At 72.5% G+C, this 13,887-nt stretch carries 14 protein-coding genes; 7 read left to right on the forward strand and 7 right to left on the reverse strand.

All coding sequences use genetic code 11. The features are described 5' to 3' along the window. Nucleotides 1-25 precede the first annotated feature (25 nt). From ACZ3TS_RS05015 to ACZ3TS_RS05025, 3 genes are read left to right on the forward strand one after another with little or no spacing between them, the layout of a single operon-like run. A complete protein-coding gene (locus tag ACZ3TS_RS05015; protein WP_467613693.1) occupies nucleotides 26-832 on the forward strand; it encodes a metal ABC transporter ATP-binding protein in 807 nt (268 codons plus the stop codon). Continuing rightward, nucleotides 829-1,725, forward strand: coding sequence for a metal ABC transporter permease (locus tag ACZ3TS_RS05020; RefSeq protein ID WP_467613694.1), 897 nt, complete (start codon nucleotides 829-831; stop codon nucleotides 1,723-1,725). Before ACZ3TS_RS05015 ends, ACZ3TS_RS05020 begins: the two co-directional genes overlap by 4 nt. Beyond that, nucleotides 1,722-2,558, forward strand: a complete 837-nt coding sequence (locus ACZ3TS_RS05025) for a metal ABC transporter permease (RefSeq protein WP_467613696.1) — start codon at nucleotides 1,722-1,724, stop codon at nucleotides 2,556-2,558. Before ACZ3TS_RS05020 ends, ACZ3TS_RS05025 begins: the two co-directional genes overlap by 4 nt. Before the next feature lie 2 nt (nucleotides 2,559-2,560). Here the strand turns inward: ACZ3TS_RS05025 and ACZ3TS_RS05030 are convergent, their stop codons facing one another. Genes ACZ3TS_RS05030 through ACZ3TS_RS05055 form a run of 6 tightly spaced genes read right to left on the reverse strand, consistent with a single transcriptional unit; the run spans nucleotide 2,561 to nucleotide 6,145 of the window. Continuing rightward, nucleotides 2,561-2,998 (reverse strand): ArsR/SmtB family transcription factor, encoded by a 438-nt coding sequence (locus tag ACZ3TS_RS05030; protein ID WP_467613697.1) that lies wholly within the window; start codon nucleotides 2,996-2,998, stop codon nucleotides 2,561-2,563. Then, nucleotides 2,985-3,416, reverse strand: a complete 432-nt coding sequence (locus tag ACZ3TS_RS05035; protein WP_467613699.1) for a (2Fe-2S) ferredoxin domain-containing protein — start codon at nucleotides 3,414-3,416, stop codon at nucleotides 2,985-2,987. The genes ACZ3TS_RS05030 and ACZ3TS_RS05035 overlap by 14 nt, the downstream gene beginning before the upstream one ends. Continuing rightward, nucleotides 3,413-4,444 carry a WD40 repeat domain-containing protein gene (locus ACZ3TS_RS05040; protein ID WP_467613701.1) on the reverse strand — a complete coding sequence of 344 codons (1,032 nt, stop codon included), beginning with the start codon at nucleotides 4,442-4,444 and terminating at the stop codon, nucleotides 3,413-3,415. The genes ACZ3TS_RS05035 and ACZ3TS_RS05040 overlap by 4 nt, the downstream gene beginning before the upstream one ends. After that, entirely contained in the window at nucleotides 4,441-5,454 is a 1,014-nt protein-coding gene (locus ACZ3TS_RS05045) for a CobW family GTP-binding protein (RefSeq protein WP_467613703.1), read from the reverse strand. The genes ACZ3TS_RS05040 and ACZ3TS_RS05045 overlap by 4 nt, the downstream gene beginning before the upstream one ends. Continuing rightward, a complete protein-coding gene (locus ACZ3TS_RS05050) occupies nucleotides 5,451-5,669 on the reverse strand; it encodes a hypothetical protein (protein WP_467613704.1) in 219 nt (72 codons plus the stop codon). Before ACZ3TS_RS05050 ends, ACZ3TS_RS05045 begins: the two co-directional genes overlap by 4 nt. Before the next feature lie 8 nt (nucleotides 5,670-5,677). Next, nucleotides 5,678-6,145 carry a Fur family transcriptional regulator gene (locus ACZ3TS_RS05055; protein ID WP_467613706.1) on the reverse strand — a complete coding sequence of 156 codons (468 nt, stop codon included), beginning with the start codon at nucleotides 6,143-6,145 and terminating at the stop codon, nucleotides 5,678-5,680. Between the two features lie 262 nt (nucleotides 6,146-6,407). On the opposite strand from ACZ3TS_RS05055, the gene ACZ3TS_RS05060 reads away from it, so the two are divergent. From ACZ3TS_RS05060 to ACZ3TS_RS05075, 4 genes are read left to right on the forward strand one after another with little or no spacing between them, the layout of a single operon-like run. Beyond that, on the forward strand, nucleotides 6,408-7,979 hold the full coding sequence (locus ACZ3TS_RS05060; RefSeq protein WP_467613708.1) for an ABC transporter substrate-binding protein: 1,572 nt from the start codon (nucleotides 6,408-6,410) through the stop codon (nucleotides 7,977-7,979). After that, a complete protein-coding gene (locus tag ACZ3TS_RS05065) occupies nucleotides 7,976-8,941 on the forward strand; it encodes an ABC transporter permease (protein ID WP_467613709.1) in 966 nt (321 codons plus the stop codon). The genes ACZ3TS_RS05060 and ACZ3TS_RS05065 overlap by 4 nt, the downstream gene beginning before the upstream one ends. Then, nucleotides 8,938-11,406: an ABC transporter ATP-binding protein/permease gene (locus ACZ3TS_RS05070; protein WP_467613711.1), complete on the forward strand. Its 2,469-nt coding sequence runs from the start codon at nucleotides 8,938-8,940 to the stop codon at nucleotides 11,404-11,406. Before ACZ3TS_RS05065 ends, ACZ3TS_RS05070 begins: the two co-directional genes overlap by 4 nt. After that, a complete protein-coding gene (locus ACZ3TS_RS05075) occupies nucleotides 11,403-12,152 on the forward strand; it encodes a thioesterase II family protein (RefSeq protein ID WP_467613712.1) in 750 nt (249 codons plus the stop codon). The genes ACZ3TS_RS05070 and ACZ3TS_RS05075 overlap by 4 nt, the downstream gene beginning before the upstream one ends. Here ACZ3TS_RS05075 and ACZ3TS_RS05080 read toward each other — a convergent pair. Beyond that, nucleotides 12,139-13,761, reverse strand: a complete 1,623-nt coding sequence (locus ACZ3TS_RS05080; RefSeq protein ID WP_467613714.1) for an MFS transporter — start codon at nucleotides 13,759-13,761, stop codon at nucleotides 12,139-12,141. The two genes, ACZ3TS_RS05075 and ACZ3TS_RS05080, sit on opposite strands and share 14 nt — an antisense overlap. Nucleotides 13,762-13,887: the final 126 nt, after the last annotated feature.

Raw genomic sequence — 13,887 nt, forward strand, 5'->3', positions numbered from 1 at the left:
ATGCTCCGCGCCGCCGGTGATCCGCATGCGGGACGTCGCTGCCCGGGTGGGCGGGCGGCCCTTGTGGTCGGGCGTGGGACTCGACGTCCACGCCGGGGAGTTCGTGGCGGTCCTGGGGCCGAACGGGGCGGGCAAGTCGACCCTGGTGAAGATGCTGCTCGGGATGCTGCCGCCCGCCGCCGGCGAGATCCGGGTGCTGGGTGAGGCGCCCGGCCGCACCGGTCACCGCGTGGGCTATCTGCCGCAGCGCCGGCATTTCGACGCATCCCTGCGGATCCGCGGGACCGACGTCGTACGGCTCGGTCTGGACGGCCACCGGTGGGGCGTGCCCCTGCCGCTGCCCGCCCGGTTCAGCGCCCGCCGCCGCACGGAACGCCGACGCGTCGCCGAGGCCATCGAGCTGGTGGGGGCGAGCGGGTACGCGCACCGTCCGATCGGGGCGTGCTCGGGCGGTGAGCAGCAGAGGCTGTTGATCGCCCAGGCCCTCGTACGTGAGCCGGAGTTGCTGTTGCTCGACGAGCCGCTGGACAGCCTGGATCTGTCCCACCAGGGTGCGGTCGCCGCGTTGCTCGGACGGATCTGCCGGGAGCGGCGGATCAGTGTGGTGATGGTCGCGCACGACGTGAACCCGATCCTGCCCTGGCTGGACCGGGTGGTGTACATCACCGAGGGCGGGGTCGCCGCGGGGCCGCCGGAGGAGGTCATCACCACCGAGACGCTCACGCGCCTGTACAGCGCTCCGGTGGAGGTGCTGCGGGCCCGTGACGGACGGCTGGTCGTGGTCGGCACGCCCGAACCGCCCGCCGTACACACCGATCGGCACGCGTTGTGAGCGGCCTGGCCGAGATCTGGGCGTATCCCTTCATGGTCAACGCCTTCCGGGCCGGCACGGTCGTGGCCGTCCTGACGGCGGTCATGGGGTGGTTCATGGTGCTGCGGCGGCAGAGCTTCGCCGGGCACAGCCTCGCCATGGTCAGCTTCCCGGGTGCCGCCGGCGCCACGCTGCTCGGCATCAGCGCGACCTTCGGCTACTTCGCGTTCTGCGTGGGCGCGGCCCTGGTCATCGCCGTCCTGCCGCGGTCCGGCCATGATGGACACGATGGCCAGGGCGCGGCGCTCACCGGCACCGTCCAAGCCTTCCTGCTGGCCTGTGGCTATCTCTTCGTCGCCCTGTACAAAGGGTTCCTCGGCGGGGTCAACTCCCTGCTGTTCGGGAGCTTCCTGGGCATCACCGATGCCCAGGTCGTGACGCTCGCGGTGGTCGCCGCGGTCGGGCTGGCGGTGCTGGCGCTGATCGGGCGGCCGCTGCTGTTCGCGTCGGTCGACCCGGATGCCGCCGCCGGACGAGGCGTGCCGGTACGGGCCTTGTCGGCCGCCTTCCTGGTTCTGCTGGGTCTGGCGACGGCGGGCGCGTCGCAGATCACCGGCAGCCTGCTCGTCTTCGCGCTGCTGGTGCTGCCCGCAGCGACCGCCCAACAGCTCACCGCACGGCCGGTGTTGAGCCTGACCGTCTCTGTGCTCCTTGCGCTCGCGGTGACCTGGGGCGGGCTGGTGGCCGCGTACTACTCGCCGTACCCGATCGGGTTCTTCGTGACGACCTTCGCCTTCGCCGTCCATGTCGCCGCCCGGCTGGTCCGCACGGTCGGGGGTGCGCGGCCGACTCGGACTGTGAGGCCCAGGGGCACGCGGCTCGCCCGGACCGTGACCGTCAGGGGCACCCGATGAGCGCCTTCGACCATCCCTTCTTCGCGAACGCGCTGCTGGCGGGCACGGGCATCGCGCTCGCCGCCGGTCTCGTGGGCTACTTCCTGGTGCTGCGGGCCCAGGTGTTCACCGGCGACGCGCTCAGCCATGTGGCGTTCACCGGCGCGCTGGCCGCCCTCGCGGCGGGAGTGGATCTGCGGCTCGGGCTGTTCGCAGCCACCATCGGGGTGGCCGTGCTCATCGGGGTACTGGGCCGCCGGGGGAGGGCCGACGACGTGGCCATCGGCAGCGTCCTCTCCTGGCTGCTGGGCCTGGGGGCCTTCTTCCTCACCCTCTACACGACCTCCCGCGGCGCCGGCCACGGCACGGCGGGGGTGAGCGTGCTCTTCGGTTCGATCTTCGGCCTGTCAGGCAGTCAGGCGGGTGTCGCGGTGCTGGTGGCCGCCGGTATATGCCTGGCCGTGCTGCTGATGGCCCGACCGCTGCTGTTCGCCTCGCTGGACGAGGCGGTCGCGGCGGCGCGCGGGGTGCCCGTACGGGTCCTGGGCATCGCCTTCCTGGTCCTGGTCGGCGCGTGTGCCGCCGAGGCCACCCAGGCCGTCGGCTCGCTGCTGCTCCTCGGCCTGCTCGCCGCACCCGCGGGCACCGCGCACCGGCTCACCCCACGTCCGTACCGCGCCCTGTTGTTGTCGGCCGGGCTCGCGGTCGTGGAGATGTGGACCGGCCTCGCCCTCAGCTACGCCGTGCCGTCCCTGCCGCCCAGCTTCGCGATCCTCGCCGTGGCCACTGCTGTCCACACCGGTGTGCTCGCCCTCGGGCGACCGCGTCCGCGTGGAGCTGCCGCGGTGACCTGAGGTCAGCCGGGGCCATGGATGCCCAGGCGCAGGTGCTCGATGTGGTGGACGGCCTGGTCGAGGAGCTGGGCGACATGGTCGTCGTAGAGGCGGTAGACGATGCGGCGGCCGTCCCGGCGGCCGGTGACCAGGCCGAGAGCGCGCAGCAGACGCAACTGGTGGGAGACGGCGGACTGCTCCATGCCGATGGCGGCGGCGAGCTCGCCGACCGGGTGCGGGGCCTTGCACAGGGTGGTCAGGATCAGCAGCCGAGACGGGGTGGCAAGGGCCTGGAGCGTGGCGGCCACGGTGGCTGCGGTGGTCTCGTCGAGCGCGGCGCAGGCAGAGCGAGCGGGAGTACCGCCCGCGCCCGAAGGGCTACGGCCGACGGCGGCCGCGGGGACATCGCGGCCGCCGTCGGCCTCGTAAGGGAAGTGGTCGGATGCCTCACCGGCGTGCACGGGCCCTGGCCTCCCGTGGCGGCCGGACGAACTGCAGCTCAAGCGTGGCCGGAGGATCCGCGACGCCAGGTCCGCCCGCCCCGGCCCAGCGCAGCAGGTCCTCGGTGCAGTCGTCGTCGACGGCGAAACCGATCCAGGTGGCCCGCCCGCCGGCCCGGCGCCCCGCTGCGGAGGGCTGGACGACGATGACGTTGGCCTGGTCGCACGGGCCGAGGCAGTCCGTCGTACGGACCGTGAAGCGTCCACCGGACGCGGCGGCGCCCGCGCGCAGCCGCTCCAACTGCCAGCCGTGGTCGGTGCCTGGGTGCCTGCGCGGGTTGCCGCAGCAGCAGCCCCGGCAGACGACCACGGTGCAGGGCCGTGATCCGGCGGCGCCGATCACGGCCGTACGGGGCGTGGGGGGCGTACGACGGTTCACAGTGCTGTCCGCGAGGGCACGCCGTACGCCCGGACGCGGCCGTCACGCTCGGCGGTGATGAGCAGGTGTGGCCCGGCCCAGGCCAGCGCGGCCACCGGCGAACCGCCGTCCTCCAGCGTGCGTGCCGGGCGCAGCAGGGCCTGCGGCCGTCCGGCGGTGGCGTGCCACAGGGCTACGGTCCCGTCGTCGCCGCCGCTGGCCAGGTGCCCGGCGGCGCCCGGCCGCCAGGCCAGCGCGGTGACGGTCTCGTGGCAGCGCAGGGAGCGCGGTGCGGTGCCTGCCGGGCCCTTGCCGGAGAAGTCCCAGACCGTCACGTCCGGCGCGCCGTCGGCGGCGAGCCAGAACCCGGTCTCGTCGAAGGCGAGGCGGGAGACCTTCTCCGGGTAGCCGGACATGGTCAGTTCGCTGCCGTCGCGGGTGCGCCAGATGTGGATCGAGGCGTCCTGGTTGCCGCTGCAGATCCACCTCCCGGTGGGCGCGACGGCGAGCGCGAGGTGCGAGCCGATGTAGGGGTACGTCACCACGGGCTTGGGCGTGTGCCGTTCATGCGCGTGCACGGCACCGTAGGCAGCCACGGCCAGGCGCCGCCCCTGCCGCATCCAGGCGACGTCGGTGACGGTCGAGGCGGCCGGGTCCGTACGCCACAACTCTCCGCCGTCGGCGTCGAGTACGAGCGCACGGCGGCCGGAGGCGACCGCGATCCGCTCGTGGTCCGCCCATGCGGCTGCCGCCGACCAGGCGCCGGACTCACGCATCGTCGGCCGGCCGTCCGCGCGCCGCCACAGGGCGTACCCCATCGGCCCGGTGACCGCCAAGTGCCGGGCGTCCGGCGCGAGTTCGACCCTCAGTGCGCCGCCTGGCAGGTCGAGGGCGCCGATCTCGGCGCCCATGGCCGCGTCGAGGACGCGGACCGTTCCTTCGGCCCCGGCGACGGCCACGAGGTCGCCGCGCGCGCTCAGCGCGACGGGCGCGTCGTCGACGGTGACCTCCCAGGCGCTGGCGAGGTCGGAATCCATAGCAACGCTCATGCGGCGGCTCCTGCCGTGGCCAGGCAGTCGGCGAAGCCGCGCTCGAGCGCATCCCGTTCGAGGTTGCGGCCGATGAAGACGAGCCGGTTGCGCCGCTCCTCGCCCTCGCCCCAATCCCGCCCGAACTCGCCGTCCAGCAGCATGTGCACGCCCTGGAAGACGTACTGCTTGGGTGCGCCCGCGATGGCGAGGATGCCCTTGGACCGGAAGATGTCCACACCCTTGGTGCGGAGCAACTGCCCGAGCCATGCGTTGAGCAGGTCCTCGTCCAGCTCGCCCGGCAGGTCGATGCCCACCGAGGTGACGGTGAGGTCGTGCTGATGCTCGGTCTCGGTCAGGAAGGACGGGTCGTCGGCGAGCACCCGCTCCAGATCGAACGCGCCCACGTCCAGGATCTCTTGCAGGTCCAGCTCGGCGTGCCGGGCCGGGATGATCCGTACGCCGCTGTTGATGCCGCGGATGCGTGCGGTGACCTCGGCGACGGTGGCCTCGTCGGCCAGGTCGGTCTTGTTGAGCACGACGCGGTCGGCGAAGGCGATCTGCTCGACGGCCTCGTTCTCCACGCCCTCGGGCTTGACCTCGTCCAGGTGCTGGAGGACGTGGGCGGCGTCGACGAGGGTGACGATGGCGTCCAGGCGCAGCCGGCCTGCGATCTCGTCGTCCATGAAGAAGGTCTGCGCGACCGGCGCCGGGTCGGCGAGCCCAGTGGTCTCGATGAGGATGTGGTCGAACTTCTCTCGTCGGCGCATCAGAGCGCCCAGGATGCGGATGAGATCGCCGCGCACGGTGCAGCAGATGCATCCGTTGTTCATCTCGAAGATCTCTTCCTCGGCGTCGAGGACGAGGGCGTCGTCGATGCCGACCTCGCCGAACTCGTTCTCGATCACGGCGATCCGCAGGCCGTGGTTCTCGGTGAGGATGCGGTTGAGGAGGGTGGTCTTGCCCGAGCCGAGAAAGCCGGTCAGGACGGTGACGGGCACGCGCTCGTCACGGGGTTCGTGGGCGGTCATTCACAGGCTCCTTCGTACAGGGTGTCGAGCAGGGCGGCCCGCAGGTCGTCCTCGGTGATCTGTTCGGCGGGGCGGTGCAGGGTCCAGCGGCGGGCCTCGCCGTCCATGGGCAGGACGGCGACGACCGTCTCCAGCGGCGGGCAGCCCGGCTCGGTGCAGGCGAGTTCCCGGATCACGACCGCGGTGTCCTCGTCGAGGCCGAGCAGCGTGCGCACGGTCTCCTTCAGCTCGCGCAGGCGCGGGCTCGGCCCAGGTCGTCCCGGGCGGGCTCCCAGTGGCATGGCGGCGGTTCTCCTTCGTCCGGGGCGGGTTGGCAGCCGGCGCAGATGCCGGTGAGTTCGACGGTGTGCTCCACCGCGGCGAAGCCGGCGTCGGAGGCGATCCGTCCGGCCCACCGCTCGACGACCCCCGAGTCGACCGGCTGGCTGCGGCCGCAGCAGCGGCAGATCAGGTAGTGGCGGTGGCCGTCGTCGGGGCGCCGACGGTAGAGCCGTTCGCCCGCCTCGTCGCGTACGACGTCGACACCGCCGGACGCCTCCAACTCCCGCAGGGCGCGGTAGACGGTGGTCAGCCCGATCCGGGTCCCGTCCGTGGTCAGCAGGCCGTGCAACTCCTGGGCCGATACGAAGTCCTGGCAGCCGGTCAGGACTCGCAGGACCGCTGCTCGCTGCCGGGTCGTCCGGCCGCTCACACAGATCACCCCCAGGCGCTCGCCGACTGGTGCACCGCCTACCGTATATGAAAATGAAATCCATCACCATATGAGCGATCGGTCATATGTCGCCGAATTTCGGACCGGGCGCTTCGCGACTGAGGCGGCCCCGTTCTCGGAGCGGGCTCGAAACGCGAGGAGCCGACCTCGTAGTACTTATTGAAAACCGTTTTCGTTTCCTGTTAGCTTGCGCTCGACGGCTTGACGCACTGGCTGTCCGGTTCGAGGAAAGGGAACGACGGTGGGGGAACGGCACATTGCGCGCAGGACAGTGCTACGGGGGGTTGGCGGTTCCGCCGCAGCGGTCGCGGCCGCGGGTCTGGTGACCGCCTGTGGTGGTGAGGGCGGTGGCGCGACGCCGGCGGCGGACGACGGAAAGCCCCGGCGCGGCGGGCGGCTGCGGGCGGCCTTCACCGGGTCCAGCGCGGAATCGGCGAGCGTCCTCCAGGCGACCTCGACGCCCGTCGACTACGTGCGGGCGCGGATCGTCTGGGACACGATCGGCGAGATCGAGAACAGCAAGCCGGTGTGGCGGGTCGCCGAGTCCGTCGAGCCCAACGACGACGCGACGGTGTGGACGGTGCGCGTCCGGGACGGCATCACCTTCAGCGACGGCAAGGCCCTCACCGCCGACGACGTGCTGTTCACCCTGCGGACCTTCGCCACGCAGCCCACCACCCAGAGCGCCTTCCTGGCCGGACTCGACACCAAGGCGTCCAAGGCCCGCGACAAGCGCACGGTCGAACTGCACCTGAAGGGCGCGGACGGCTTCTTCGACCTCGCGCTCGCCCAGTCGATGTTCGTGTTCCCGGACGGTACGAAGGACTTCGCGAAGGCGCCGGGCTCCGGGCCCTTCGTGCTCAAGACATGGTCCCGGGGCAAGAGCAGTCTGCTCACGGCCCGCAAGGACTACTGGGGGAGCGGCGGACCATATCTCGACGAGATCGAGCTGCTGTCCGTCACCGAGGCCGAGGCGCGCCTGAACGGGCTCAAGGCCGGGCAGTTCGACTACGCGGGCGCCCTGTCCCTGCCCACCACCCGGGCCGAGGCGAACAACTCCCGCCTGCGCATCACCACCGCTCCGCGCGAGCTCTGGGGCGAACTGGCCTTCTCCATGAACCTCTCCACGGACCCCTTCACCCGGGCCGAGGCCGTCCAGGCGGTCAGGTACGCGATCGACCGCGAGGCCATGGTCCGCACCGTCACCCTGGGCAAGGGTGAGGTCGCCGACGACGCGATGGGCCGTCATCAGGCGTGGTACGACAGCTCCTTGCCGCGCGTCGAACACGACCCCGACCGCGCGCGTCGGCTGATGTCCTCCGGGAGTCTCAAGGGCACGAAACTGTCCATCCGGACCAGCAACTACGAGTACGGACCGCTGGAGGCCGCCACCGCCTTCGTCGAGCAGGGGCGGGCGGCTGGGCTGAAGGTCGCCGTGGACAAGGTGCCGGCCGCCGACTTCTACACCGACATGAAATCCCTGCTGGGTGCGCCGCTGAAGACCAGCTTCTACCACCCGCTTCCGCTGCCGCTCGCCCTGAGTCTGTACTACGGGCCGCAGGCGTCCTACCCCTTCACCGGCCCGTCCGGCGACACCCTGAACGGGCTGATGAGCGCCATGCACGCCGCAGTCGGCGAGGACAGGCGCACCCGCGCCGTGCACGACGTTCAGCAGTACCTGTACAAGCACGGCGGCGACGCGGTGTTCGTGCGGGTCCCCACGGTGGCGGGCGCGACGCCGGCCGTGCGCGGGGTGCAGGCGTACGGCTTCTTCGACTATCCGTCGCTGCGTGACGCCTACCTCGCCTCGTGACCGGCACACCGGGCGTCGCGTGGTGGCTGCGGCGGGCGGGCATCGCGGCCGTCACCCTGCTCGCGGCCTCCGTGCTGGTCTTCGGTGCGACGCTGCTCGCGCCGGGCGACGCGGCCGCGGCCCGGCTCGCCGGGCAGGGCGCCAGTCCGCAGCAGATCGCCGGACTGCGGCACAGCCTGGGCCTGGACCGGCCTGCCTGGGAGCGTTACGGCAGCTGGCTGTGGGGCGCGCTCCACGGTGACCTCGGCCGCTCGTACGCCACCGGCGAGACCGTCTCCGGGCTGATCGCCGAACGGGCGGGGAACTCCCTGGTGCTGGGCGCGGTGGCGGCGGCCCTGCTGGTGCCGTCGGCCGTGGGGCTGGGGCTGTGGGCGGGGTTGCGTGCCGGGCGGTCCGCGGACCGGGTGGTGTCCACGGCCACGCTGGCGCTGGTCAGCCTGCCCGAGTTCGTCATCGGGACCGTGCTCATCCAGATCTTCGCCGTCGGGACCGGGTGGCTGCCCGCAGTGTCCTTGCCTCCTGCCGGCGAGGGGCCGTTGTCCCAGCCGCAGATCCTGGTGCTGCCCGTGCTCACACTGCTGTCGGTCTGCCTGGCCCAGAACGTACGCCTGATCCGGGCCGGGGTGACGGAGGCGGTGGGCTCGGACGCGGTGCGGGCGGCCCGGCTCGGCGGGGTGCCCGAACACCGTGTGGTGCTGCGGTGGGTGCTGCCGGCGGCGGTCGTCCCGGCCGTCCCGGTGCTCGCCCGCTATCTGGCGTACCTGCTCGGCGGGACGCTCGTCGCCGAGACCCTCTTCGGATATCCGGGGCTCGCCGCAGCTCTGGTGAACGCCACAGCATCCCGGGACGCCCCCGTCGTCCTCGGCGTCAGCATGCTCGTGGCCGCCGTGACCGTGACTTTGAACCTGCTGGCGGACGCTGTCGCTGCCGCCCTCAACCCGGCGACGAGGAGGCCGAGTTGAACCGTCTGGTGCGCCGCAGGGCGGCCGCCCGGATTTCCCGCCGGACGGGCGCGGTGGTGGCGGGCGTGGTCCTGGCCACCGTCGTGCTGCTGGCGCTCATCGGGCCCTGGCTCGCCCCCCACACGCCGGGCGCCGTCCTGGACATGCCGTACGCGCCGCGCAGCGGGCACGCACCCCTGGGGACCGATCACCTCGGCTCCGACGTGCTCAGCCGCTTCCTGACGGGCGGGCGCGCGCTGGTGCTGCTCGCTGTGGGCGCCCTGGCTGTCGCGTATGTCCTGGGAGCCGGTCTGGGCATGGTCGCGGCGCTGCGGGGCGGGCTCGTGGACGCCGGCGTGCTGCGCCTGGTGGACGTGTTGCTGAGCCTGCCTTCCTTCCTGCTGCTCAGCGTGGTCGTGGTGGCCGTGGGGCGGGGCACCGGCGGCGTGGCGGTCGCCACCGCCGTCGTCCTCTTCCCCGAGATCGTGCGGGTGGTGCGGGCGGCGACGCTCCAGGCCCTCCAGCACGACTACGTCGAGGCCGCCGTCGCACGCGGTGAGAGCACCGGCCATGTCCTCGCCCGCGAGGTGCTGCCCAACCTGGCGCCGGTGCTCGCCGCCGACGCCGGAGTGCGGTTCGTGGGCGCGGCGTTCACGGTCGCCACCGCCGGGTTCCTCGGCTACGGGGCCCAACCGCCCGCCGCCGACTGGGGGTTGATGATCCTCGAGAACCGCGACGGCCTCGCGCTGCAGCCCCTGGCCGTGATCGTGCCCGCCACCGGGATCCTGGTGCTGCTGCTGAGCGCCAATCTCCTGGTCGACGCGGTGCTTCCGGCGGCTCGTGTCCAACGGCCGGGTCCCGTCACGCGTACGGCCATGGACATCGACGTCGACGCCGGCGACACGGCGCTTCGCATCAGAGGCCTCACCGTCGAGGCCGACGGGGTGCGTGTCCTCGACAGCATCGATCTCGACGTCCCCCGCGGCCGTGTCCTCGCCCTGGTCGGCTCCTCTGGATCCGGCAAGACGACCCTGGCGCTCGCCGCCTTCGGCGAGCTGCGCCCCGGGCTCGCGGCGACATCCGGCACGGTGCATCTGGCCGGGACGTACGTGTTCGGGCTGCGCCCCCGGCAGCTGCGGCAGCTGCGTGCCCGGCATGCCGCGTACGTTCCCCAGGACCCGCGCACCTCGCTGGCGCCGACCCTGCGGGTGGGCGACCACATCGGGGAGTTCCTGCGGGCCCGCGGCGTGCCGCGCGCCGAGCGGCAGGACCGTGTGCGGGCGGCTCTGCGCAGCGCCCGGCTCCCGGACGACGACGCCTTCCTGCGCCGCCGCCCGCACCAGCTCTCCGGCGGGCAGCGGCAACGCGTGGCCCTGGCCGCCGCCCTCGCCCACAGCCCCGACCTGCTGGTTCTCGACGAACCCAGCAGCGCCCTCGATCCGGTGACGGCCGCCGGGCTCCTGGCCGACCTCGGGCGGATCCGCGAGCAGGGCGGACCGGCCGTCGTACTGATCGCCCACGACCTGACGCATGTGGCGGCGGTGGCCGACGACGTGGTGGTCCTGGAGCGTGGCCGAGTGGTGGAACAGGGGCCGGTGGAGGTGGTGTTGGCGCGGCCGACGAGTGAACCGGCCCGGCGCCTGGTCGTCGCCGCACGTGCCGCCGCGGCGCCCCGGCCCGTGGGCGGTCGAGCGGAGGGCCCGACCGTCTTGTCCGTACGCGACCTGCGCGCCGACCGCGGCCGACGGAAGGTGCTCAGCGGTGTCGATCTGGCCGTCGCCGAAAGCGGCTGCCTGTCGGTGGTGGGCCCCTCGGGCGGTGGCAAGACGACGCTGCTGCGCTGTCTCGCCGGGCTGCACCCCGACTGGGCCGGCGAACTCCGGCTGGGCGAGCGGAGCGTGGAGCACGGCGTGCGCGGCCGGGCCCGCGACGACCTGCGCCTGCTCCAACTCGTGCCGCAGGACCCGTACGACTCCCTCAACCCGCGCCACACCGTGGAGCAGATCGTCTCCCGGCCGCTGCACCTGTACCGGCCGGAACTCGACGCAGATGCGCGCCGGGCCGAGGTGCACCGCCTCCTTGAGCGGGTCGGCCTGGACGCGGCCCACGCCGCCGTGCGGCCCGAACGGCTCTCCGGGGGACAACGTCAACGCGTCGCACTGGCCCGGGCTTTGGCAGCCGAACCGCGGGTGCTGCTCTGCGACGAGGCGACCAGTGCGCTGGACGCACCCACGGCGGCCACGGTGCTGGCGCTCCTCGACGAGCTGCGACGGGACCTCGGGCTCGCGCTGGTGGTCGTCACGCACGACATGACGGTTCCGGTACGGCTGGGCGGGGATCTCGCCGTCCTGGCCGATGGCGCGATCCGCGAGGCGGGGCCCGTCGAACGCGTCGTCGCCGCGCCCTCGGACCCCGTGACCGTCCAACTGCTCAGCGCCGTACCTGAGCTGCCGAGTTCGACGACCTACGAAAGGACAGGTCCGTGAACCGTCCCGAAAGCGCATGGCTGCGCCGCCCCCGTCCGCAGCGGCACCCGGCGGTGCGGTTGCTGTGCCTGCCGCACGCCGGCGGGTCGACCGCGCTGTACCGCTCCTGGAAGGACCTGCTGCCACCGGAGGTCGAGCCGGTGCTGGTCTGTCCGCCGGGACGGGAGGACCGCATGGACGAACCGCTGCCGAAGGAGCTGCCTGAGCTGGTGGCGGGGCTCGCCCGGGCGGTGGAGCCGTTGCTCGACCGGCCGTGGGCGGTGTTCGGGCACAGTATGGGCGCCACGGTCGCGCACGAGCTCGTCCTGCGGCTGCTGAGAGGACGCCGCCGGGCACCGGAGCACCTTTTCGTCTCCGCGCGCGAGGCACCTCAGCACCACCAGGGCGGCACCGTGCACCTCCTGGACGACGACGCCCTGGCCGCCGAGCTGATACGGCTCGGCGGGACCTCCCCCGAGCTGCTCGCGATGGCCGAGGTACGCGGACTGGTACTGCCCGCGGTCCGCGGCGACTACCGGCTCATCGAGACGTACGCGGCGGATCCGCAGGGTCCCGTGCCGTGCCCGGTGACCGCGCTGATCGGCGAGGCGGACACCGAGCTGACCGCCGAGGAGGCAGCGGGCTGGGAGAAGTGGACCACCGGCCCCTTCCAGCTGCTGACCTTCCCCGGCGGCCACTTCTACTTCTCCGACCGGCCGCGGGCGGTGGTCGATGCCGTACGCCGACGCCTGCTCATTCCTGCGTGACGGGGGCCTCGTAGGTGTCCTTGTCACGGACCAGCACCAGGCTCGCCGCGGCCGCCACCAGGGCCGCGATCCCCGCGATCAGGAAGATCTGCGAGAGGGCCTCGGTGTAGGCGCTGCGGGCCAGGGAGAGCACCGGGCCGCGGGCCGTCCCGGGCACGGCCGCGGCGACCGCGTCGAACTGGCCGGCCGTGACCAGGCGGCGCAGCTGCCCGCCGGCCGAGTCGGGAACGGCGTGCTCACCCAGGGCACCCGCGGACATGACGTCGTTCACCTTGCTCGTCAGGACGACGCCGAAGACGGCCACGCCGGTGGCGGTGCCGAGCGGGAAGAAGCTGTTGGCCGCGCCCGAGGCGGTGCCGGCGCGCGAGGGCGGGACCACGTTCACGGCCAGCGACAGCAGATGCGGCAGCGTCAGACCGGCGCCGACACCGATCAGGACCAGCATGGGAAGCAGCGCCGTCCAGTCGTCGTCCGGCGAGATGCCCACGGTCAGCAGTACGCCGGTCCCGACCGCCGCCATACCGAGGGCCAGCACGCGCGACACCGGTACCACCTTGGTCAGCAGCCCGCTCAGCGGTGCGCCGATGATGATCGCGACCGACTGGGCGAGCAGCACCAGGCCGATCTCGATCGGGGTGAGGTGCAGCATCCCGCCGAGCCACAGGGTGATGAAGGGCAGCATGCCGAAGCTGAAGATCCGGGCGGCGAAGCTGAGCAGCAGCGCACCGGCGAAGGTGGGGATCGCGAACAGCCGCAGGTCCAGCATCGCGCGCTCGCCGAGCCGCCACTGCACGGCGACGAACGCCGCGGCCAGCAGCGCTCCCGTGATCAGCGAGGCCAGCACGTCCGCCTGCGACCAGCCGTCCTCCGAGCCGGCCAGCAGGCCGTAGTTGAGCAGGAAGAGGGCCAGCACCGCCAGAATCGCTCCGGCGTAGTCGATCTGCCGCGAGCCGCCGGTGCCGCCGTCCTCGGGGACCTTGCGCACTGTGCCGTAGATGATCAGGAGCCCGAGCGGCACGTTGACGGCGAAGAGCCAGGGCCAGCTCAGCCACTCCACGATGGATCCGCCGACCAGCGGGCCCAGCGCCGCCGACACGGCGCCTCCGGCTGTGAACAGGCCGATGGCCGTCGTACGCGCCCGCGTCGGAGCTCCCTCGAAGACGCCGGATATCAGGGCGAGCGACGTACCGAGAACCATCGCTCCACCCGCGCCCTGAACGGCCCGGGCCGCGATCAGCACGCCGGCGTTCGGGGCCAGCGCGCAGGCCGCCGAGGCGAGGGTGAAGACCGCGACGCCGGCGAGGAAGATGCGCCGGCGGCCGATGAGGTCCGACACGGATCCCGCCGTGAGCAGCAGTGCCGCGAAGCTCAGGGTGTAGGCGTTGACGATCCACTGGAGGCTGTCCAGCGACGCACCCAGGTCGGCGCCGATCTCGGGCATCGCCACATTGACGACGGTGATGTCGAGCGTCATCAGCGCGGCGGCCAGCGCCGTCACGGCGGTCGTCCAGTGCCGAGCGCTGCGGACGTCCGGTGGCGTCTCCTCCTGGTGCTCGATCTTCAACTCCGTTGCGCCGCCGCCCTGTTGGGTGGCTTCGGCTTCAGCCATGGCCTTCCTCTCCAGTCGTCCGTGCGAGGTGACGTTAGCGAGAAACCCAGCTCTTGTAAATGAAAATCGTTTCCATTAGCTTGGGCTTTGGCCGGAACGGACCGTGACGCGAGGGGGATGCATTCA

The organism is Streptomyces sp. NPDC022910 (genome assembly GCF_055561075.1).